The organism is Phormidesmis sp. 146-12 (genome assembly GCF_052939495.1).
In genome coordinates this window covers 38,042-58,781 of sequence record NZ_JBJPHS010000029.1, presented here as the reverse complement: position 1 = coordinate 58,781, position 20,740 = coordinate 38,042, and the positions used below count along the sequence as shown (strand labels likewise).

At 49.8% G+C, this 20,740-nt stretch carries 19 protein-coding genes; 9 read left to right on the top strand and 10 right to left on the bottom strand.

Annotation, left to right across the window (positions count from 1 at the left end; genetic code table 11):
• Positions 1-18: 18 nt before the first annotated feature.
• The 3 genes from tuf (at position 19) to ACKFKF_RS14325 (ending at position 2,506) form a co-directional block, all read left to right on the top strand.
• The gene (gene tuf / locus ACKFKF_RS14335; RefSeq protein WP_446860805.1) at positions 19-1,248 is read left to right on the top strand and encodes an elongation factor Tu; all 1,230 of its coding nucleotides are present in this window, start codon (positions 19-21) and stop codon (positions 1,246-1,248) included.
• Between the two features lie 128 nt (positions 1,249-1,376).
• Positions 1,377-1,694, top strand: coding sequence for a 30S ribosomal protein S10 (gene rpsJ / locus ACKFKF_RS14330; RefSeq protein WP_446860806.1), 318 nt, complete (start codon positions 1,377-1,379; stop codon positions 1,692-1,694).
• 158 nt (positions 1,695-1,852) lie between these two features.
• On the top strand, positions 1,853-2,506 hold the full coding sequence (locus tag ACKFKF_RS14325) for an LON peptidase substrate-binding domain-containing protein (protein ID WP_446860807.1): 654 nt from the start codon (positions 1,853-1,855) through the stop codon (positions 2,504-2,506).
• A gap of 416 nt (positions 2,507-2,922) precedes the next feature.
• Here ACKFKF_RS14325 and pheA read toward each other — a convergent pair whose 3' ends face one another.
• Positions 2,923-3,762, bottom strand: a complete 840-nt coding sequence (gene pheA, locus ACKFKF_RS14320; RefSeq protein WP_446860809.1) for a prephenate dehydratase — start codon at positions 3,760-3,762, stop codon at positions 2,923-2,925.
• A gap of 202 nt (positions 3,763-3,964) precedes the next feature.
• Between pheA and ACKFKF_RS14315 the strand changes: the two genes are divergently transcribed.
• Positions 3,965-4,540, top strand: coding sequence for a DUF1997 domain-containing protein (locus ACKFKF_RS14315; protein ID WP_446860810.1), 576 nt, complete (start codon positions 3,965-3,967; stop codon positions 4,538-4,540).
• Here the strand turns inward: ACKFKF_RS14315 and ACKFKF_RS14310 are convergent.
• The 4 genes from ACKFKF_RS14310 to ACKFKF_RS14295 all read right to left on the bottom strand — a co-directional run bounded on the left by ACKFKF_RS14310 (position 4,537) and on the right by ACKFKF_RS14295 (position 11,101).
• Positions 4,537-5,175 (bottom strand): ribonuclease HII, encoded by a 639-nt coding sequence (locus ACKFKF_RS14310; protein WP_446860811.1) that lies wholly within the window; start codon positions 5,173-5,175, stop codon positions 4,537-4,539. The two genes, ACKFKF_RS14315 and ACKFKF_RS14310, sit on opposite strands and share 4 nt — an antisense overlap.
• A 63-nt stretch (positions 5,176-5,238) precedes the next feature.
• Positions 5,239-7,419, bottom strand: coding sequence for an Rne/Rng family ribonuclease (locus ACKFKF_RS14305; protein ID WP_446868311.1), 2,181 nt, complete (start codon positions 7,417-7,419; stop codon positions 5,239-5,241).
• Positions 7,420-7,891: 472 nt separating this feature from the next.
• Positions 7,892-10,597, bottom strand: a complete 2,706-nt coding sequence (locus ACKFKF_RS14300) for a TIGR03960 family B12-binding radical SAM protein (protein WP_446868310.1) — start codon at positions 10,595-10,597, stop codon at positions 7,892-7,894.
• A 168-nt stretch (positions 10,598-10,765) separates the two neighbouring features.
• On the bottom strand, positions 10,766-11,101 hold the full coding sequence (locus ACKFKF_RS14295; RefSeq protein WP_446860814.1) for an STAS domain-containing protein: 336 nt from the start codon (positions 11,099-11,101) through the stop codon (positions 10,766-10,768).
• Positions 11,102-11,760: 659 nt separating this feature from the next.
• Here ACKFKF_RS14295 and ACKFKF_RS14290 point away from each other — a divergent pair.
• Positions 11,761-11,955, top strand: a complete 195-nt coding sequence (locus tag ACKFKF_RS14290) for a hypothetical protein (RefSeq protein ID WP_446860815.1) — start codon at positions 11,761-11,763, stop codon at positions 11,953-11,955.
• Between the two features lie 19 nt (positions 11,956-11,974).
• On the opposite strand, the gene ACKFKF_RS14285 is transcribed toward ACKFKF_RS14290, so the two are convergent.
• A complete protein-coding gene (locus ACKFKF_RS14285; RefSeq protein ID WP_446868309.1) occupies positions 11,975-12,418 on the bottom strand; it encodes a hypothetical protein in 444 nt (147 codons plus the stop codon).
• A gap of 314 nt (positions 12,419-12,732) precedes the next feature.
• On the opposite strand from ACKFKF_RS14285, the gene clpS reads away from it, so the two are divergent.
• Both clpS and ACKFKF_RS14275 read left to right on the top strand, forming a co-directional pair.
• Entirely contained in the window at positions 12,733-13,014 is a 282-nt protein-coding gene (gene clpS / locus ACKFKF_RS14280; RefSeq protein ID WP_446868308.1) for an ATP-dependent Clp protease adapter ClpS, read from the top strand.
• Positions 13,015-13,025: 11 nt separating this feature from the next.
• Positions 13,026-13,829: a CPBP family intramembrane glutamic endopeptidase gene (locus ACKFKF_RS14275; protein ID WP_446868307.1), complete on the top strand. Its 804-nt coding sequence runs from the start codon at positions 13,026-13,028 to the stop codon at positions 13,827-13,829.
• On the opposite strand, the gene ACKFKF_RS14270 is transcribed toward ACKFKF_RS14275, so the two are convergent.
• From ACKFKF_RS14270 to ACKFKF_RS14260, 3 genes are read right to left on the bottom strand one after another with little or no spacing between them, the layout of a single operon-like run.
• A complete protein-coding gene (locus ACKFKF_RS14270; protein WP_446868306.1) occupies positions 13,788-14,450 on the bottom strand; it encodes a pentapeptide repeat-containing protein in 663 nt (220 codons plus the stop codon). The two genes, ACKFKF_RS14275 and ACKFKF_RS14270, sit on opposite strands and share 42 nt — an antisense overlap.
• A gap of 4 nt (positions 14,451-14,454) precedes the next feature.
• A complete protein-coding gene (locus ACKFKF_RS14265) occupies positions 14,455-15,891 on the bottom strand; it encodes a DICT sensory domain-containing protein (protein ID WP_446868305.1) in 1,437 nt (478 codons plus the stop codon).
• Between the two features lie 7 nt (positions 15,892-15,898).
• Positions 15,899-17,479, bottom strand: a complete 1,581-nt coding sequence (locus tag ACKFKF_RS14260) for a photosystem II high light acclimation radical SAM protein (RefSeq protein ID WP_446868304.1) — start codon at positions 17,477-17,479, stop codon at positions 15,899-15,901.
• Between the two features lie 434 nt (positions 17,480-17,913).
• Between ACKFKF_RS14260 and ACKFKF_RS14255 the strand changes: the two genes are divergently transcribed.
• Positions 17,914-18,267 (top strand): DUF1830 domain-containing protein, encoded by a 354-nt coding sequence (locus ACKFKF_RS14255; RefSeq protein WP_446868303.1) that lies wholly within the window; start codon positions 17,914-17,916, stop codon positions 18,265-18,267.
• Between the two features lie 217 nt (positions 18,268-18,484).
• Entirely contained in the window at positions 18,485-18,910 is a 426-nt protein-coding gene (locus ACKFKF_RS14250; protein WP_446868302.1) for a DUF4079 domain-containing protein, read from the top strand.
• 78 nt (positions 18,911-18,988) lie between these two features.
• On the opposite strand, the gene nadB is transcribed toward ACKFKF_RS14250, so the two are convergent.
• A complete protein-coding gene (nadB, locus tag ACKFKF_RS14245) occupies positions 18,989-20,674 on the bottom strand; it encodes an L-aspartate oxidase (protein ID WP_446868301.1) in 1,686 nt (561 codons plus the stop codon).
• Positions 20,675-20,740 lie beyond the last annotated feature (66 nt).

The window sequence follows — 20,740 nt, the reverse complement described above, 5'->3', positions numbered from 1 at the left end:
CAAGAGGAACAATAATACATGGCACGCGCAAAGTTTGAACGGACAAAGCCCCACGTTAATATCGGTACGATTGGTCACGTTGACCACGGTAAAACGACCTTGACTGCCGCAATTACAATGACATTGGCTGCATTGGGTCAGGCGACAGGTAAGAAGTATGCTGATATCGACGCGGCACCTGAAGAAAAGGCGAGAGGAATTACGATTAACACTGCTCACGTCGAGTATGAGACAGCCGAGCGTCACTATGCTCACGTAGACTGTCCAGGTCACGCTGATTATGTGAAAAATATGATCACAGGCGCGGCTCAGATGGATGGTGCAATCTTAGTTGTATCGGCGGCAGATGGCCCAATGCCCCAAACTCGTGAGCACATTCTGTTAGCGAGACAGGTTGGCGTTCCTCGTCTAGTAGTTTTTCTGAACAAGAAAGACATGGTGGATGACGAAGAGCTGCTAGAACTTGTGGAACTGGAAGTTCGTGAGCTTCTTAGCTCCTATGACTTTCCTGGTGACGAAATTCCTATCACTGCTGGCTCTGCCTTGCAAGCTCTAGAAACGATGACTGCCAATCCCAAAGCGGGTCGTGGCACTAATGAGTGGGTTGACGCTATCTACACCTTGATGGATACAGTTGACGAATACATCCCAACTCCTGAGCGCGAAGTCGATAAGCCCTTTTTGATGGCGGTTGAGGACGTTTTCTCGATTACGGGTCGGGGAACTGTCGCAACAGGAAGAATTGAGCGAGGTACAGTCAAGGTTCAAGATGATGTAGAACTCGTTGGCATCAGAAACACCCAGAAAACTACCGTTACTGGGATTGAGATGTTTAAGAAGAGTCTCGATCAGGGCATGGCAGGAGACAACGCGGGAATTTTACTCCGGGGTTTGAAGAAGGAAGACATTGAACGTGGAATGGTGCTTGCAAAGCCTGGTTCCATTACACCTCACACCACCTTTGAATCTGAGGTTTACATTCTGAAGAAAGAAGAAGGCGGTCGTCACACTCCTTTCTTTCCTGGATATCGTCCTCAATTCTATGTGCGAACCACTGACGTAACTGGAACTATTAGTAACTTTACGACCGATGAGGGTGGTGAAGCTGAAATGGTCATGCCAGGCGATCGGATCAAAATGACCGTTGAACTGATCAACCCGATCGCGATTGAACAAGGAATGCGCTTTGCAATTCGTGAAGGTGGTCGGACTGTGGGCGCAGGCGTAGTTGCTAAGATCCTCAAATAGCTTCTACAAAGGTTAATCAGCTATCAGTGGTCAGCGATTGAGTTTGGCTGCTGATAGCTTTAGACTGTTTACACTGGGCACCTGTTCAGACCCGTCCAATATCGTTTATTCAGAACCTAGACAATCCAATGGCAACGATTCAGCAGCAAAAAATTCGGATTCGTTTGAAAGCTTTCGATCGTCGGCTTCTCGATACCTCTTGCGAGAAGATTGTGGACACAGCAAATCGCACTAACGCTACAGCGATCGGCCCGATCCCTCTCCCGACTCGTCGCCGTATTTTCTGCGTATTGCGTTCTCCTCACGTTGATAAAGATGCTCGTGAGCATTTTGAAACTCGTACTCACCACCGCATTATCGACATCTACCAGCCTTCCTCGAAGACGATCGACGCTTTGATGAAGCTTGATCTCCCGGCTGGAGTGGATATCGAAGTGAAGCTTTGACCTCTGAAAAGTAGAAGCTGATGAAATGCAGGGGGCAAAATGTCTGTCGCCCTGTGTTTTGTGTTTGTGAATTTTGACAGAAACCCTGAGTCTGCTTCAATTCCTCAGTCTGAATGGGCTAGAGTAAATAAAGGAGCAGTCTTTTTATTTGGTAAGTAATGGCATCTTCGTCATCGATCGCGGTTCGAGAACTTCCGCTTTTTCCTCTACCTGAAGTCGTTTTGTTTCCGGGTAGACCGTTGCCCTTGCATATTTTTGAGTTTCGCTACCGGATCATGATGAATACGATTCTGGAGAGCGATCGTCGATTTGGTGTTTTGATGTGGGATCAGGTTCAGGGTAAACCTGCTGCGGTGGGGTGCTGTGCTGAGATTATCCAATTTCATCGCTTGCCGGACGATCGGATGAAGGTTTGGACGTTGGGACAACAGCGCTTTAGAGTGCTGGAATACACCCGCGAAAAGCCTTACCGAGTTGGTCTAGTTGAGTGGATTGAAGACCAGCCGACAGATCAGGATTTGCGACCATTGGCTAACAATGTCAGTCAGCTCCTTCAAGATGTGGTGCGATTGTCTGCCAAACTGACGAGTCAAGAAATTGAGCTTCCTGAGAGCATTCCTGACCTACCCACTGAGTTGTCTTACTGGATTGCTAGTAATCTCTATGGGGTGTCCGACGAGCAGCAGTCGCTTCTAGAAATGCAGGATACAGCCGCCCGATTGGAGCGTGAGTCAGAAATCTTGACCTCAACCCGTAACCATTTGGCAGCACGGACAGTTCTCAAAGATACGCTTGGCGATGTTTCTGAGTAAGCTTGGGCAGTGACTACTCCAGATTTTGTACGCGCTCACCGTCATTCAATTCACCACCATAGTGAGATTTTATCAAGCTCAAAGTGCGGCTGCTTCTACTGTTGCTCAATATTCTTGTCATCAGCTATTGAAGCATGGATAGACGAATGGGAGGGAGTCGGTCAAACTGCTCTATGTCCCAATTGCGGCATTGATTCAGTCCTTGGCTCAGAGTCTGGATATCCTATCACTGCTGAGTTTTTGAAGAAAATGAATTCACACTGGTTCTAAATTGTTTCTTTTTTGTCGGTGGTGATTGCCTAATCACTTTTAATGGTTTGAAGCAGTGACTTCTGAACAATTGATTTCTTCAAGATTTGGATGCCTCATCATCCACTTCGATAACAAATTACTGAACTTTAAGCAGTGCCGTTGGCTTATTCGATCGCCACAATGTCATAGCTGCCAAAGATTTTGAGCGTTTCGGTGTAATGGGTCAGTTCCTCTAGTGCAGATTGAATTGGGGATTCCCGTGCATCGGCTTGCAGGTCGAGGAAGAAGTGATACGTTCCGCGTGCGCGTCGGGTGGGACGGGATTCAATGCGAGTCAGGTTGATGTTGCGTTGGGCAAACACTTGTAAAGGCTTGACTAATACTCCGGGCTGATTGGCGCTCATCCCAAAGGCGATCGACGTGTGGGTGCCTCCAGGAGACGAATCGAGACTCAGCACTAAAAAACGAGTGCAATTATCTGGGTAATCGTTGATGGGACTTGCAAGAATTGGCAAGTTGTAAAGTTGAGCCGCCCGTTGAGAGGAGATGGCCGCGATCGTGCGATCCTCCCTCAAATGCTGGAGCGCCTCGGTGGTAGAATTTGCAGCAATTAATTGAGCTGTAGGCAAAAACTTATCAAGCCATTTCTGACATTGCGCCAAAGCTTGTGGATGGGAGTAGACGGCACGAATTTCTTCGAGACGGTCTGCATGAGACATCAGAGCATGGGAAATTGGCAGGACAAAGGCCCTTTGAATTTGCAGCTTGTCCAACTGCCAAAGATTGTCAAGCGTCATGGTGACACTGCCTTCAATCGAATTCTCTACAGGCACGACAGCATATTGAACTTTCTGGTCGGCGGCAGCTATCAGCGTTTGAGCAATGCTGGGATAAGGGCAAAGAACAGCATCTTGTCCATTCTGTGTTAACCACTGCACAGAAGCGAGGGCGGCGGTTTCTGCATAAGTGCCAGCCGGGCCTAAATGAGCGATCGAGATTGCCATCGCGGTTCACTTCTACTGAGTATTACTGAAATCTTGATCTAATTAAGCCCATACGATTCAGAATTCCTACGGGAGTTTGCAAAACATTATCTTTATAAAAAACCGAATTCTGCTGATCCGTCGGTGGGGATACGCAATCTATGAGAAGCTAGTTACAATTGGTTAAGTAAAATTCGCGATCGTAACCCTTCTTCCCCCCTACATGGATACACGGTTCGCCAACTCTCAATCTGTTGAAATCCTTGTCCCACAACAGCCGACACCGATTTCTCACTATCTTCGTCAGCCCCATCGAGTCGTCCAGGCTCTCGCCGCTTCTAGCCGCATTGAACAAGTAAATGAAGATTGCTTCCGGTTGTCGATGCGGCCGTTAAGTTTTATGACGTTGAGCATTCAGCCGATCGTTGATTTGCGCGTCTGGACGGATTCAGAAGGAACGGTAAACGTGCAGTCGATTGCTTGTGAAATTCGAGGAACTGAATACATTAATCAACGCTTCACCCTCAACCTGGTGGGACGACTCTACCCTACGCAAGAAAACAGCAAAACCTATTTGAAGGGGAAGGCAGATTTGGAAGTTTTAGTCGAACTGCCGCCGCCCTTCTCATTCATGCCGAAACCAATGCTAGAAACTGCTGGAAACGGACTGTTGATCAGCGTTTTGACTACCATTAAGCAGCGATTGCTAAGTCAGCTTCTGTCAGATTATCGAAACTGGGCATCAGTTCAGGCAGAATCAGGAAGCAATCCAGACGGAGTTCCGTTTCCGGTCAGCTAGTTTGCGAACAGATCTAACTGCTTCAAAGCTTTTTGAATTGGTGCATACGTACGGCGATGGCATCGGGTCACGCCAAGTTCTTTAATTGCTGCTAGATGAGCCTTTGTTCCGTAGCCCGCATTACGTTCCCAGCCATAGCCAGGATGACGTTTTGCCAGACGCTGCATAAATCGATCGCGCCTCACCTTGGCCACAATGGATGCACATGCGATCGCATAAGAGGTAGCATCGCCGTCAATAATCGCCGTATGTGCTCCCAGGTCAGCCTGCTTGATTGCTCGTCCATCAATCAAAGCGTGGTCATAGGGCTGAATTCGCTTGAGCGCTCGCTGCATCGCTAAATAAGAGGCTCTCAGAACATTAATCTGCTCAATCTCGGCAACTGTTGCAATGCCTACACCAACCGCGGTCGCCTGCTGCAAGATTTGGACAAAGAGTCGATCGCGTTGAGTCGCAGACAGCAGTTTTGAGTCGCGTACCCCGTCGATCAGGGGGCAGTAAGCCGGAAGTAGAACAGCGGCCGCCACGATCGGCCCACACAAGCTACCCAAGCCTGCCTCGTCTACGCCCGCAATTCGCAACTGGCCCTTTGCCCAAAAGGTAAGCTCTACCTCTAATCCAGGAGCTTTTGCCATAAAAATTAACTTTAGACCCTCGACCAATTCCAGATCATCCAGTCTAGAGTCTAAAGTCCGACTTTATTCGCCCGTTGCCGAATCCCCGTTGGTAGCTGACGATCGTCGTCGCCGTCGCCGAGTTACAGAAACTTCCTCCTCTGGCTCAGGCTGACTTTGCTCTTCAACTTCTGGCAGTGAAACTTCTGGCGCTGGGGGGGCAGCAGTTCTCAGGACAGGTTGAAACCGAGGTTCAGGAATGGTGGCTTCCTCACCAACCGGAGGTTCTTCACCTAACCTCTCCTCCTGATCAGAAGCTGCCTCAACGGGTATCGATTCCGTAACTACAGGTTCAGGAGGTGCTTGCCCAGGAAGGGTGACGATTACGGTCGCTGATTTGGGATTTTTTAGCTCACGGGTCGAAAGCACCAGGGGCGAAATGCCCATCCAGGCATAAACTTCTTGCTCTTCAGGAGTCATTTCTACATAAACTGACTCTGGCGGCTCGGCAGCAGGTTTAACTGCCCCTCGTCTACCTGTACGAGTTCGACGATCGTCTAGCACACGCCCTTCTCTAGGTGCAGAAGTCTCCTCCGGCATTAACAACTGCTCCGGTGGCTCCACTACAGGCTCGTTTCTGTTGACCAATGCAGGCAGGGGAGTGGGCGTTGGAACGTGGCGGACGGGTTCTTCCCAGGGAACTGTCTTCGCTCGAATGACTTCTCTGGATACACCTTCTCTAGGCGGCCCTTCTCTAGGCAACCCTTCTCTGGGGGGTGCGCCTTCTCTGATTGGCTCTTCACCCACCCGGCGACGGCGACGACGATTGGTTGCTCGTCCCTGCTCTCTGTAGCTCGGATGGTTGATCAAGTCTAGATCCTGATCGCCATTCTCAGGCTCTGCGTCATCTCCGTCCCAAAATGCTTCTGTCACTGAGGGAATTTCTCGACGTGGCTCCGATCGCCGACTTTCTCGACTATCTCTCAGCGACACCGCAGAGCGCTCCAGGCTCTCCCCTTCTTCGTCAGACTCTCCAGGAAGATGGGCTAGATGTCCCAGACCGCCACAGGTTGGACAGGTTTTGCCAAACAGTTCGTAGATGTTTTTACCCTGACGTTTGCGAGTTAGCTCGACCAGTCCTAGCTCAGACAGTTGAGAAATTTGAGGTTTGGCTTTATCGACGCGCAACGCCTTGTTGAAGTGTTCTAACACTTGCAGTTTGTCGCGGTGAGAATCCATGTCGATAAAGTCAACAATGATCACACCTGCAATATTTCGTAATCTGAGCTGACGAGCGATTTCAGTCGCTGCTTCACAGTTTGTCCACAAAACGGTTTCACGAGCTGTTGCTGATCGCGTAAACGAGCCAGAGTTCACATCGATCACGGTTAATGCTTCTGTTCTTTCGATGATAATGTAGCCGCCAGAAGGTAAATCCACTCTAGGCTTCAGAGCTTCTCTAATGGCTGCGTTGACGCGGAAAAAGTCGAGAATTGGAATACGATCGCGGTGATGATCGACCAGCACCCCTTGAGGAACTTTTCCGCCGCCCCAGCTAAACAACTGTTGTTTGACGCGCTTGAGTCCTGTATGAGAGTCAACGACAATCCGGTTTACGTCTGCGCTGTAGACATCCCGCAAAACTCTTTGAATAAAGTCATCATCTCGATTGAGCAGGGCCGGAGCGCGCGTGGAGGTGGCTTCTTGCTGAATCGATTCCCATTGCTTTTGCAAGGTTTCCAGATCTTCGATGATTGCCTCTTCGGGCATTCCTTCGGCCTCGGTGCGAATCACAATCCCCATACCAGCAGGCTTGACGAGAATGGCTAAGGCTCTGAGGCGGTTGCGTTCGTTCTCGCTGCGAATTCGACGCGAAAGATTAACGCCTCGACCGTAGGGCATCAGCACCAGGTATCTTCCCGGCAAAGAAATGTTTCCAGTCAGGCGGGGGCCTTTGTTTCCGGTTGGCTCCTTCATCACCTGCACAAGAACTTTCTGCTGTGGCGCAAGGAGTTCTGTAATCGAACCAGCCGATCGCTTTAATCGGAGTGGCCCTAGATCCGTAACGTGAATGAATCCATTTCGTTCAGAATCGCCAATATTTACAAAAGCGGCATCAATACCGGGCAGGACATTCTCCACAATGCCCAGATAGATATCACTGACTTGATGACTGCCTGTGGCAACGATGATTTCTTGAATCTGATCTTCTGAAAAAACGGCAGCAATTCGATGCTGCTCTGCGATAACAATCTGCTTTGTCATTCAATTTCCTCAAAATTGGGGGGGCGAGGAGGGCATCGAAGTTCTTGCGCCTCTCGCTTTTTCCTTAAATAATGTCTGTGAGCTAAACCCTTAAAATCATGTAGAACCGGGGATTCCAGCCCTTGAGGTCATTAATGCCCAACTACCCTCAAGTGGGCGGCCTCAGCGACGGACAAGTCAATACACAAGCTGCGATCGATAAGGCAATGTTGCATATCCTCGAAGGATAAGTCACTGCATCTCATGAACGATGAGCGGAAAGTCTAGCAAGAGTAAGCTGCGTCTGGCATCTAATGCAATTCACCCGACGGCAACCACGGGGAACTCTAGTCCACAACTGCCTCTAATGGAAAGCATTATAGCGTGAGGATCTGCGCCTCAGCGAAAATTTCGAGAAATCACCGAGATTTAGCTGAAATTTAGCGAGAATCGTACCTCGACTTCTCCGTCAAATTACTTATCTCTGACCAAATCAAATATTCTCAGTTTCAGCTAGAAGCAGTTGATTACGGTGAATCTGTAAAAGGCAGAGTTCTTGCTGGGCAGTCTGTTCGAGCATATAGACCAGGTGATCCGGACGAAGCATAGTGCCATCATTGCGACAACTACCGACATAGCGCAGTGTTGTTTGGCGATCGCTTCGGGTTACCCACGAGGGGTCGTTCTCTACCAGTTCCAACTCAAAGAGCCGATCTCGCAGGTTGATCAGGTGTACTTTTCCAGATTTTGTCGTCTGCTCAAGCCAAATTTCTTCGGCTGCTTGAATGGCTTGAATCCAGGTTTGCCACTGGTCTGTCGAGATTTGGGGACGATCGCCCCCAGCTTGATCAGCGACATCCACTGTAATCAGATATTCTGCCTTTTCGAGAATCTGGGCGGAGGCGGGGGCTTTCATGCTGACTGCTTCGACGCGATAGATGGGCATGTCTGCTGGCAATTGAGCCGCTAATTTTGCCTGAAAGAGGGCTGGCTCGATCGCTTCCGTCAATTCAAAATCCACAATTTCGCCCGAACTAGTCGTTCCCAGGGGCAGCGCGTTGGCGGGAATAATCCGGGGGTTGGGGTGAAAGCCGCCTGTAAAAGTAATCGGAATCGAGGCTCGACGAATCGCTCGATCAAATAGCCGCATTAAGTCTAAATGGCTAACCAATGCCATCTCGCCAGTTTTTCCTAGCCAGACTCGAAGACGCTGCGATCGACGCTGATCGGGTTCAAACTGCCCCACAAACTCAGGAATGGGTAATGGCGCAACAACGATGTTATGCCCAAAATCCACACCGCACACGCCACAGTGAGAACAGCGTTCAAAGGAGCAGTCTGGTACAGTTGCCGCTTCTAACGCCCGTTGCAAATCCTCTTTGAGCCACTGTTTATGAATGCCCGTATCGATGAAGTCCCAGGGGAGCGGGGAATCGAGGGATGAGGGAGAACTTCGATGATCTGTTCCCCTTTGGGGGTAATCCGCTGCGCGAGGAGAGATGACTTCCGCTTCGAGGGCTGATTCAGAGTTCTCAAAGAGGTTCCATTCGCCGTTTTCGACTTGGCGGTACTTCCAGGTGAGATGAGATTCGTCGATCGCTTGTGTCCATGCGTTAAAGGCTTTGTCCAGGCTTTCCCACCAGGCATCCATCCCGGCTCCCAGTTCCCAGGCTCGGCGGACGACGCTAGAAAGACGACGATCGCCTCGTCCTACAAAGTCTTCCATTGCAGAGATGCGGACATCGGTGAAGTTAACCTTTAAGCCGCGCAGAGAACGGAAGGCCTCTCTTAAAAGACTCTGCTTGCGTTTGAATTCAGCGGTCGAGACAGAATGCCACTGAAACGGCGTGTGAGGTTTGGGCGTAAAATTTGAGATGGTGATGTTAAAGTCCAGCCGCTTTCTGCCTCTCTGACTACATTCTCGCCTCAGCCAGTGAATGGTCTCTGCAATCCCCAACACATCCACGTCGGTCTCACCTGGCAGTCCAATCATAAAGTAGAGCTTGATCTTGTCCCAGCCTTGATCAAATGCTGTTTTTACGCCTCTAAGTAATTCTTCATTGGTCAAGCCCTTGTTGATGATGTCGCGCATTCTCTGCGTGCCCGCTTCTGGAGCAAAGGTCAGGCTGCCTTGACGAGTGCCGCCGAGGATGTGAGCAATGTTTTCATCAAAGCGATCAACTCGCTGACTGGGTAATGATAGTGAAATATTCTCGTTTTTGAGCCGATTTTTGATTTCCATTCCCACTGCGGGCAGAGCCAGATAATCGGAGCAACTTAGCGACAGTAGAGAAAATTCGTTGTAGCCCGTCGCTCTCATTCCCTGCTCGATCGACTCAACGATGCTTTCAGGTTCGACATCTCGCGCTGGACGGGTCAGCATTCCTGGTTGGCAAAATCGACAGCCCCGCGTGCAGCCTCGACGAATCTCAATCACCAGTCGATCGTGAACCGTTTCGACATAGGGCACCAGACCAATCGAGTATGCGGGAATTGGATCAGCGACTCGTCGCAAAATTCGAGTTGGGACATCAGGACGATTGGGATATACTGCCCCATCCTCCGCCATGTCATAAAACCGAGGCACATAAACTCCGGGAACCTGTGCTAAGTCCAAGAGAAGGCTTTCTCTACTCAGTCCAGCTATCTTTCCTTCTTCTAAAACCAGACCAATTTCAGGCAAAAGTTCTTCACCATCTCCCAAGGCGATGAAGTCAAAAAAGTCTGCATAGGGTTCTGGATTTGAGGTAGCTGTCTGGCCGCCTGCAAAAATCAAGGGATACGCACCCTCTGCCCGATCGCGCCAAGCCAGCGGAATACCTGCCAGATCCAGCATTTCCAGAATATTCGTTGCGCCTAACTCGTAGCTGAGGCTAAAACCGAGAATATCAAAATCGGTGAGCGATCGTCGAGACTCAACCGCAAATAAGGGTGTCCGTGTTGCTCTCAGTTTGGCGGCAAGGTCAGGGGCAGGCAAATAAGCACGATCACACAACTGCCGAGGTTGAGCATTCAGAATGCTGTAAAGAATAATATGACCCAGATTGGAAGCCCCTACTTCATAAACTTCGGGATAAGTGAGCGACCACCGAACGATCGCGCTTTCCCAAGGCTTATGCACTGCGCCCAACTCATTACCGAGGTAGCGAGCTGGGCGCAGGATTTCGGGCGTGAGTAGGGCTTCGACTGCAACGACCACGGCTGGATCACCTTACTTGAGGGTTTGATCTTCAGCCTACTAGTATACTGAAGTTCGCAGCCGCAGCTATTAAAGTACCACAGGTTCTAAATACCAATCAGGCAACGAGTTGGCAACAGAACTTAGCGATCGCCTCGGTTCAATCTGAGTAATTGGGGGCGTGAGCAATCAAGCGTTTCTCAACTCAAAAGCGGCGACATTCTCAAAAATTTCAAAGACTCGATCCAGTTGGGTCAACTCAAACACGATGCGAATTGGAGCAGACACCGAGCAAAGCGTAAATCGTTTACCAAGTTTTTGGGCGAGGCGTAGAGTTGCCACCAACGCCATCAAGCCAGCACTATCTAATGATTCGACGTGACTCATATCGACGAGCAGAGCAGCAGTTTGCTCAGAGGTGACTGCGTTGATGAGTTGATTTTGGAAGTCGGACGCGTTGGCGGCGTTCAGGTATCCCTGTGGGCAAATGGTGGCGGTTTGAGGACGGACGAGCACGCTCTGCATAATCTAACCTTTTACTATCAAATCAAAGAACTTGTTTCACTGATGACTCTGACCATAACCGCACATCCCTCGTAACGAATGGAAAGGAGCGATCGTTTCGCACAATCTTTATACGACAAGCAGCCTTGTTTAAAATTTCCGGTAAGCGTCAGGAAGATTACGTATCGTAAATCACATGTTCAAGCAGGTTTCTAGCTAATCATCCTGTGCAGAATGAAAAAATAGATGAAAGCAATCAACCCAAAAGCAATTCATGCCACCGACGACAGCAATTCTCATTTTGAAACACTTGTACTAAAAACTGGGTTTCCAGATACAGATTGCTAACGAACGAATGCGGGTTTCAGATGCCTAAATTCTTCAAAATAGCGAGTTTTCATAAGAATCATTCTTATAATGAGAATTGCTGCACCGACGATCGCAGGTTTGAAGACGATTGATTGTGGTCAGCTCAGAAGATTGATAATTGATATAAGTAGAGCGATAGTCTTCAACCTCTGCCAAAAATTATAGAGGCGCTCTGATGCGTGACTTGACCTCGTTGAGCGGTCATCAAATTTGACCAGTGACTCAAATCACCTGAAAGACCTTATGTGGATCACCTATCCGATAGCTCCTTCCACCGATAATTTAGAAGTACGAAATCATTGCGAGTAGCCATGAAAAGTAGTGAAATCATCCGTCGGCTAGTTGAGAAAGCGCTTTACATTAAGTGCCTAACGCCTGACATGGAGAACGAAATCAACTATGAGCTAACCCGGTTGGGGCATATTTCTGACGTGGACTATGAAGCCTTAGAACTTCTGATGTCCGAAATGGATGAGGGCCGAATTCGTTTAGTCCCTAGCGTCTGAGCTAACGTTGGTCACAGTTTTACTGATCGCAAAAAACATCCGGGTGTGCCTGCCAAATTTGACGAATCAATTGGTTAAGTGACTGACGAGCGGCGATCGCTTGCGGGGAACTTGGAGAAATCGCTTCATGTCCCTCCCAGTCTCCTTCTGAGCGATAAAGCTGTGACCACAGTGGGATCACCTCCACATCCAACGCTTGTCGAAACAAAATCGCAGGCAGCAGCAGATCTGCACCTTGACGCAAATCCTGTAGGTTTTTGGGGTCGATCGCCTGAAGCGTTTTCTCTAAATCTGACCCCATAATCAACACAAGAGGACGTGCCCAGCAGAGTTGCCGAACCTCCACAATCTGCACAACTTCTGCATACAAGCGAGTCGTCTCATGCTCTAAGCAAACAATCTGAGATGGCTGAAAGTGACCTCTCCCATCCTTTGAATGAGCGTATTGTGAGGCAAAATTCATAAGGTCTATTTGGAGCGTAACGGTGGTTTAACGATTCTAAAGTTCTATTGAAGTTAAGTGCTACCGTTGAAGTGCGGTGGTTTATCAAGATAATGCCGCTATTGGGTTAGGGATTTCTGACTTGTGTGGTGAATTGTTATGAAGAAGCGTTAAGGTAGGAGACGGGGCTGATTATAAGAGCTTGCTCAAGTCAAAACCACGGTTTGTCTCTGACGAAGGAGTCTATCGTGGGGTTGTCGGTGATGAAAAAGATCATTATGGTTAAAGAATCAGCCCGATTAATGTAGTTGATAGCTTACGGAGAGAAGAGAACTGTGTCTGTTGAAACTATTGAAAAGCGTTCAACGTCCCGTAAACTCGCGCCTCGCTATCGTGTATTGCTCCACAACGATGATCACAATCCAATGGAGCATGTAGTGCAGGTTCTCATGAAAACAGTTCCCAGTCTGACACAACCACAGGCTGTGAATATCATGATGGAAGCGCATAATAGCGGATTGGCGTTGGTGATTACCTGCGCTCAAGAGCATGCTGAGTTTTACAGCGAAACGCTTAAAGCCAACAATTTGAGCAGTACGATCGAGCCTGACGAATAATTCTAAACACTTTGAAGCGCCGTCTCGATCGTATACCTACTTATCCCGCCCCACTTCGGATCGGGATATTTTTGTCTGTTTTACTTTGTGCAGGGCTGCCTTTGGCTGGCTTAATTCAATGGGGAGTGTCCGATACAAATGCAGCTTCGATCATTACGCTAGTTCTTTTGTACCTGGAATTTATTCTTCTAGTTCGACTTTGGGGGCACTATGTCTATCAACAGCCTCTTCTCAAACGTTATGGACTGAGCAGCACCCGCAAAAATGCACTCAACACTCTAACAGGTTTGGGGTTAGGGTCGATTTGTCTACTGGCAATGTTTGGATTTTTAGGGATTTTGGGCTGGGTAGAGTGGCGATCGTCTCCCGTTCTAGCTCAAATGATTTTGGAAGGCTCCCTCACGGGTCTGGGGGTTGGTTTTGCTGAAGAGCTTTTGTTTCGTGGCTGGCTGTTGGACGAGTTAGAGCGAGACTACCCCCAAACAGCACTTTGGATTAGTGCTGCCGTCTTCGGACTCCTCCACGCGCCTAGAGGAATTGCTCAAGTTCCTGCCCTGATTTTGCTGGGAGTTGCTTTAGTGTGGGCAAAACGCGCCACTCAAGGTCGATTGGGTCTGTCGATCGGGCTACATGGGGGGTTGGTCTGGGGCTATTACATCTTGAATGTGGGACAGGTGATCCAATTCTCTAATCAAGTGCCCCAGTGGGTCACAGGTGTCGATCGCAATCCATTGGCTGGGCTAGTGGGGACTTTGGCAATAGGGGCGATCGCACTAGGAATGAGACACTGCGCTGTCAGGAATCGACCCATCTAATTTCGTTCCTACTAGACAGGCTCCTGCAAGATTCACGCCTTCCAAATTTGCATTTTCTAACTCAGCACACAAAAGGTTTGCGCCCGCTAAATTTGCGCCTGCTAGATTAGCACCCTGTAAGTCAACTTCCTCAAGGTTCGCTTCGGTCAAGAGTGCTCCTTGCAAATCTGCCTGACTCAAGTTCGCGCCGTGAAGATTTGCGCCACTCAGATTTGCACCTCGCAGATCAGCACCCCGCAGGTCAACCCCCTGAAAGCTCACGCCCATTAGGTTTGCGCCACTTAAGAAAGCACCCGTCAGCGTGGCACGAGTCAACCGGGCCCGCATCAAATTTGCCCCACGCAAATTGCTGCCTCGCAGATCAGCTTCGGTTAGGTCAGCTTGCATGAGGTTTGCCCCCATCAGATTGGCCCGCAGATCAGTGCCTACTAGCTGACAGCCGATTAGATTCGCACCATCGAGAGATGCACCTGAGAGTTTGGAGCCTGTGAGGTCTGCACCTGTGAGTTTTGCGCCTGCGAGATTAACGCCATTGAGATCGGCGTTAGAGAGATCTTCGTCCTGTAAATCTGCCCCGGCTGAATGCTTGAGTTTGTCCGATCGCACTACTTGAAGCTCCATGCTGTTAAACCTGTTCGATTGCCATGTCCACCATCTGCTCGAATTCTGACAACTTGAGCAGGTCTTCGTCTGAGTGAGAGTCGAGCAGCCACATCCCCGCTGCAATCTTGGGCAGATTGATCGGTAGACTCAACCCTTGTTGCATTCCACTCACCAAGAGGGTGAGCACATCAACGAGTTTTGGATCCCAGCGATCGCCCTGTTCTGCCTGACAGGCTGCTAACGCTTGGGTAAAACACGCCTCTGGAGTCAGGGCTGGATTCGCTCGATGGTTAGCAAGCTGCTGCTGAAAGGCGGCCAAAAGTCCGAGAATTCTGGATTCTAAAGGAATTTCGTCGCCCGCTAGCCCCGCAGGCTGGCCGTGTCCGTCCCAGCGTTCGGTTTGGTGGGTGATGATGGTCGCGATCGCCTTTAACCGCTGCATGGTTCTGAGAATTTGCGCTCCGGGCACGATCGGGCAACTGGGCGGCGCGTCTGGTTCACTTTCAGAATAGCGGGCAAAACTTCCGGCACTCAAAACGCTGTCCGATCGCTGCAAAAATGCCAGCCGATGCAGCAAACCTGCCAGCCTCAATCGATTTAACTGCCACGAAGGAAGGTCGAGCAGTTGCGCCATTGCTTCTCCAAGCGTCGTCACTTCTGCGGCGGCCATCGGATTGCTGAGGTCAGTTTGGTCAATTAGTTGAGCCAGCCTCAAAAATGCCTGCAACTCATTAGACACTAGGTTGTTATCTAAAGCTTCGTGACGATGAGCGATCGAGACAGACTCCAAATCCTGCTGACCCGTTTTCAGGTATTCCATCACTAGCGAGACGGCGGTGTAGATGTCATCGCGATCGGCTGTCTCAGCCTCGGTGCTAATCTCTTGCACTCTGGCAGTGAGTTGCTGGTGAAGGTCAGGATTGTAGCGTCCGAGATGGTCGATCGCGAGTTCCACTGTTTCCTTAACTAAATTGGATTCAAACGTCCAAAACCCGTAAAATTTACGATCGAGATCTTCGGTCGGAACCCCTTTCTCACCGTAGTCTTCGACCGAAAGCTCCTGACACAGCACCATCGCAGTATAGGTAGGCGCAAAAATCATCAAGTGCCACTCTTGAGAAACAGGGTCAGTTTGTTCCAGTTCTACCAGAGAGACATTCGATCGCTGGCTGGTCGGATGTTCTGCAAAGCCTGTGTCGTGGGAGGCCATGATCACCACCTGTCGGGATCGATCAGCTAGCTCAGCGTAGCGATCAGCCTCCTGGAGATACCATTTGCCACGCTGGAAGGCAGTCACCACGAGGGGCGCACTGCTACAGGTGAGAATGCAGTCCTCTAGGGCGTGACAGAGAGAGACCAGCGTATTTTTGTAGTAAACCCCAAAGTTTAAGGGACGTTTCCCTGAGTGCCCGCTCTGGTGAGCAGACCTCAACCTTTGTAGAATGGAACCTTCCAGCATTAAATCCTCACTTTCTCGCGCCAACGCTTGCTAGAGCCTGTTGTTTGGGTGCGATCGGGGCCGTTAGAGCCTCTTCTAAGTCTGCACGTCCCAGTCTCGCTTCTAGAATATTCATCACTTCGCGCCCGAAGTCGTTGGGGTTTTGCCGCCACGCTTGCAGACAGACTTGCCCAAAGAATGATCCCAATGGCTCAGGGTTCCACAACAGCTTGCGAACCGTCCAGGGCGTGATGTTCATCGGGTCGTACCCAGGTTTGAGAATCTGATTTTTGAAGGCAAATTCTTCAAGGTGGGTATGAGGTTGGAGTCCGATAAAGAAGATCGCAGGTTCTACTTTGTCGACCCCAAAAATTTTCTCTAGCTCACGGTGGTAGGCGATCGTTTGACGAATTGTTTCAGGACGCTCATCAATCACATTAAACGAGTAGTTCACCGAAACCAGGTCGCTGAATCCAGCAGTCTTCAAATCGCGGCAGTTTTCTAAAACGGTTCTCAAGTTATAGCCCATCCGCATTTTGCGAACCAACTCTTGAGACCCACTAGTGATGCCAATCTCAAAGTAATTCATCCCTGTTTTGACCATTAGATCGCACAGTTCAGGCGTGAGATTGTCGGCTCGGATGTAGGCAGCCCAGTGAATATCTTTCATGCCTGCGTCGAGAACTTTTTGCAGTAGCTCGATCACGTCATCCATATACTTGCGGGCGGGAATCAGTTGAGCGTCGGTGAACCAGAAATTACGAATACCGCGATCGTAAAGCTGTTTCATCTCAGCCACGACTTCCTCAGCCGGATTAATCCGCACCTGCTTGCCTTCGATCACCGTGTAGATGCAGTAGCAGCAGTTATGAGGGCAGCCCCGCTTGGTCTGCACGCCTACATAGAAATCTTGAGACTCAAAGTAATACTCAAAGTCACGCCAGATACTCTGAATGTAATCATAGTTGCAGGCCGTTTTCTCAATATTAGCGGGCGCTTCGTGAATCATGCGATCGCGGGGAGTCGTCTCACCCACCACATAGCACCGCTCATCAGAAAAATCCTGACCCCGCACCAGCTTTTCTAAAAGCGCTTCCCCTTCACCGACTGAGATGATCGACCCGTTGGGCAAGCTTTTTCCGACCTGTTCGTAAAAAACACTGACGGCACCACCGCCTACAACCACACGAGCATTGGGATTGTAGCGTTTCGCTCGTTTTACGCCTCGCTTGATTAAGCCCAAATTGCGCCAAAGCTCGCCATAGTAGCCTGTTGCGATTTTTAGCAGACCGATCGCGCCCTTCATCTTGACCAGCGGATTGAGCGAGTAAAAGAACTCAAACGTGTGCTGCAAAGGGTTTCCACCCCGTCCACCCACAGGCGCATAAATTTGAATGTCTCGCCAAGAATAAACCAGCAGGCTGGGCTGAAATTCATCAATGCAGGCATCCAGAGCGCCCGCAAAGTCTAGCGGGGGAACGGTACCCAGGTCAAAGATTTTTTGTTCAACGTGGGGAAACTGTTTGTGAATGTGATCTGCCAGGTAGACCACGCCGATGGGAAAAATCGGGTTACACGGAAGGCGGACGTAGAGAATTCGATTTTCCATTATTGGTTGGCGGTTTAAGGATATCTCAGTCTCAAATGAGCAAGTCAAAACCTGCAAGTTTCAGCAAACCTTCTCACTCTTAGTTTATGAGAAATGCTGACGTGTTTCTGAGATCACGGGGTGGATCTGAATAGATGTTTGGTCAAAGATTCTGAAAAGTGTTGTCATATAACTTTACGATACCACTGCTTCTGATTCCTGTGGATCGATTTGGGTTAAGTTTTGCCAGGATCACGGATGGATAAGGGTTGCGATCGCCCCTTCATCACTCCTTACTCAAAATTTGTTAATCAAGCATAGAGACAATCCTTGACATTGCTCTACCTTAAGAAAGAATTTGCAATAGAAAAAGCCATTGGTAGTGGGATTTACAGTCACCTGGGATCGCAGAGTGTTAGCGTTAAACCACTCACCTCAAAGATGGAGTCCTCTCCATGAAACCTATGGCTCAGATTTTTGATCCCGTCCCTTCTGACACTGCGACCAAGCTGCTTTGCTGCTATGTCAACGCTACAAGTCAGATGCAAATTGCCCGCATCACCAACATTCCTAACTGGTACTTTGAGCGGGTTGTTTTTCCGGGTCAGCGTTTGTTGTTTGAGGCGGTATCTGATGCCCAGCTTGAAATTCATACGGGCATGATGGCGAGTGCCATTCTCTCAGATACGATCGCTTGCTCAACCTTGTGTGTGGAAGAGGGCAGCAAGTCACCAGCAGTTTCCACCCAAGAGCAGGAACGTCGCAATGAAGGCATTGCTGCCACGCCCGTTTTAACCTCTGCTGAGTAGATAGCTTGGCTTGAGTCAGACCTGATTGACACTCTAAAAAATTGCTCTTTAAGAAAAATAGTTCTGAAGTCCCTTGAAAGTTACGATTGCCCAAAGCTGCATCAAATCACTTCTGTACCGAATCTGTAACGAACAAAATGTGACAAAACTCCTGCGGTGGCTTGATCAGTCACTGCATTTTTTTAGGAGAATGAGGGTGCTGTACTGAGTCAATATTTTGGATCTACCCTCTTTTATTTGGCTGTGGAAAATTGCTGCCTGGTCAATGGGCTTTACGATCGTGGCCTATCTGATTCAGGCTGTTACTGGAGTTGCCCTGTTTGCGACGCGCCAGCAGCGTCCCGATTGGTTGCGACCCTTCCACTTTGTAACGGGGGCTATCATGGCAGGGTTGGTGTTGTTGCTGTTGGCGATCGGCATTGTCGGCACCTTGGGACATTACGGCAGTTTGGGACATTCCAGTCATCTCGCGGTCGGGATCGCTGTCGTCGAGTTAGTGTTTGTCTCAGCCTGGAGCGCTGTGCAAATCAGCCCCGATCGTCCCTGGGCAAAACCGCTCCACATTGGCGTAAATGCCCTGCTCTGCGTTGCTTTCGTATTAGTCTCCCTGACAGGTTGGGAAGTCGTCCAAAAATATTTGTAGTTTTTTCATCCCTCCTCGCGCAGCGGATTACCCCCCAAGGGGAACAGATCATCTAATTTATCCCTCATCCCTCATCCCTCATCCCTCATCCCTTCTTACAGGTGTTGCCCACCAGCGATCGCGCTCTGCTTCCCGCCGAACCATTGTATGCATCTGCCATTCCAAAGACGAGTTGGGGAAGTCCGATCGATAGTGTCCCCCCCGACTTTCGGTGCGGTAGGCAGCACTTTTGAGAATCAGATCAGCGATATCCAGCAGATTGTAGAGTTCGCCCCAAGCCCGAAGGTGAGCATCTGCATCGGCGGCATCAAATTTGAGCGTTTGGCCGGGAGATAGATTTAACAAGCTTTGTGTCAGAGAGAGTTGGGCAAATTCTTGTTGCCAGAGATGAAGTTGAGCGATCGCTTCCTGCAAAACTTTCTGCTCTCGACAGATCCCGGCTCCTTGCCAGACGAGTTTGGGCAGTTCTAGGCGAAGTAGCCGAATTTTTTTGAGGTCAGCGGCGACAAAGTGGACAACGGATGCAGCAGTTGCAGCAATCCCTTGGGGGTAACTCGAAGAGATTGCGCTTGCATCTAATTCCAGGTACTTTAACTGCGCCCCAAAAACCAGACATTCTAATAGTGAATTGCTAGCAAGGCGATTGGCCCCATGAACACCCGTGCTGGCCGTCTCACCCACCGCATACAGTCCTGAAATCGACGTGCGGTTTAGCAAATCTGTCTCAATGCCCCCCATCCAGTAGTGGGCTGCCGGGGCGACCGGAATCGGCTCCTCAAAGACGTTGATCCCCCAGCGCTGACAGACTTGAATAATATTTGGGAAGCGGTGACGAATCGTCTCAGGAGCGATCGGCCTCAAATCTAACCACACATTCGCCAGGGCGGGATCTGCTTCCGTCTTTTGCAAATGGCTAAAAATCGCTCGACTCACCACATCTCTAGGAGCCAACTCTCCAGCCGGGTGGTAATCAAACGCGAATCGATGCCCCCGACGATCGACCAGATGTGCGCCTTCTCCCCGCACCGCTTCGCTAATCAGAAAGCGAGGTGCCCCCGGCTGGGTCAGTGCCGTCGGGTGAAACTGCACGAATTCTAAATCTCGCAAAATCGCCCCTGACCGATGCGCGATCGCGACCCCATCTCCTGTACTTACGGCTGGATTGGTCGTTTGGGCAAATACTTGTCCCCCGCCGCCCGTTGCCAAAATCACTGCACCTGCCCGAATCCAGTGAACCTGCCCCTCATAAACAACGCTGACACCCTGACAGGTTTGTTCTGAATCGAGCCAAAGGTCAAGGACAAAGGCTTGAGCAACAATGTGAATATTTTTACGGCTGAGAACCTGTTCAGTGAGTGTTGTGACGACAGCTCGACCCGTCGTATCAGCAGCATGAAGGACTCGTCGCCGTGAATGGGCCGCTTCTAGCGTCAGAGCCAGATTGGAACCCTGACGATCGAACGCCACCCCCATGTCTACTAAATTATGAATACACTCAGCCGCATTCTCGACCAGAAACTTGACCGCCTGGTAGTCACACAGACCCGCCCCCGCCTTCAGCGTATCGTCGAGGTGTAGATCCGTCGAATCCTGGGGATCAATCACTGCCGCAATGCCGCCTTGTGCCCAATCACTGGCAGAGCGAGAGATCTGATCTTTGGTAATCAGTCCGACTTGAAAGTGAGCAGGCAGACACAGAGCAGTGTAGAGACCCGCAGCCCCCGCCCCAATCACCAGCACGTCGAATGAGTTGAAATCTGGCATCTTAAATCTGACATCTTGGAGGCAGCTATAAAAACACTCTCTGCATTCTGGGACAGCCCGATCGTG

Coding starts and splice junctions, on each gene's coding strand:
- ACKFKF_RS14310 (WP_446860811.1), bottom strand. CDS start 5,175: ATGGCAAAAGCTCCTGGATTAGAGGTAGAGCTTACCTTTTGGGCAAAG.
- nadB (WP_446868301.1), bottom strand. CDS start 20,674: ATGCCAGATTTCAACTCATTCGACGTGCTGGTGATTGGGGCGGGGGCT.
- ACKFKF_RS14315 (WP_446860810.1), top strand. CDS start 3,965: ATGGATACACGGTTCGCCAACTCTCAATCTGTTGAAATCCTTGTCCCA.
- ACKFKF_RS14325 (WP_446860807.1), top strand. CDS start 1,853: ATGGCATCTTCGTCATCGATCGCGGTTCGAGAACTTCCGCTTTTTCCT.
- ACKFKF_RS14305 (WP_446868311.1), bottom strand. CDS start 7,419: ATGACAAAGCAGATTGTTATCGCAGAGCAGCATCGAATTGCTGCCGTT.
- ACKFKF_RS14295 (WP_446860814.1), bottom strand. CDS start 11,101: ATGCAGAGCGTGCTCGTCCGTCCTCAAACCGCCACCATTTGCCCACAG.
- ACKFKF_RS14290 (WP_446860815.1), top strand. CDS start 11,761: ATGAAAAGTAGTGAAATCATCCGTCGGCTAGTTGAGAAAGCGCTTTAC.
- ACKFKF_RS14270 (WP_446868306.1), bottom strand. CDS start 14,450: ATGGAGCTTCAAGTAGTGCGATCGGACAAACTCAAGCATTCAGCCGGG.
- pheA (WP_446860809.1), bottom strand. CDS start 3,762: ATGGCAATCTCGATCGCTCATTTAGGCCCGGCTGGCACTTATGCAGAA.
- rpsJ (WP_446860806.1), top strand. CDS start 1,377: ATGGCAACGATTCAGCAGCAAAAAATTCGGATTCGTTTGAAAGCTTTC.
- ACKFKF_RS14255 (WP_446868303.1), top strand. CDS start 17,914: ATGAAACCTATGGCTCAGATTTTTGATCCCGTCCCTTCTGACACTGCG.
- tuf (WP_446860805.1), top strand. CDS start 19: ATGGCACGCGCAAAGTTTGAACGGACAAAGCCCCACGTTAATATCGGT.
- ACKFKF_RS14260 (WP_446868304.1), bottom strand. CDS start 17,479: ATGGAAAATCGAATTCTCTACGTCCGCCTTCCGTGTAACCCGATTTTT.
- ACKFKF_RS14265 (WP_446868305.1), bottom strand. CDS start 15,891: ATGCTGGAAGGTTCCATTCTACAAAGGTTGAGGTCTGCTCACCAGAGC.
- ACKFKF_RS14285 (WP_446868309.1), bottom strand. CDS start 12,418: ATGAATTTTGCCTCACAATACGCTCATTCAAAGGATGGGAGAGGTCAC.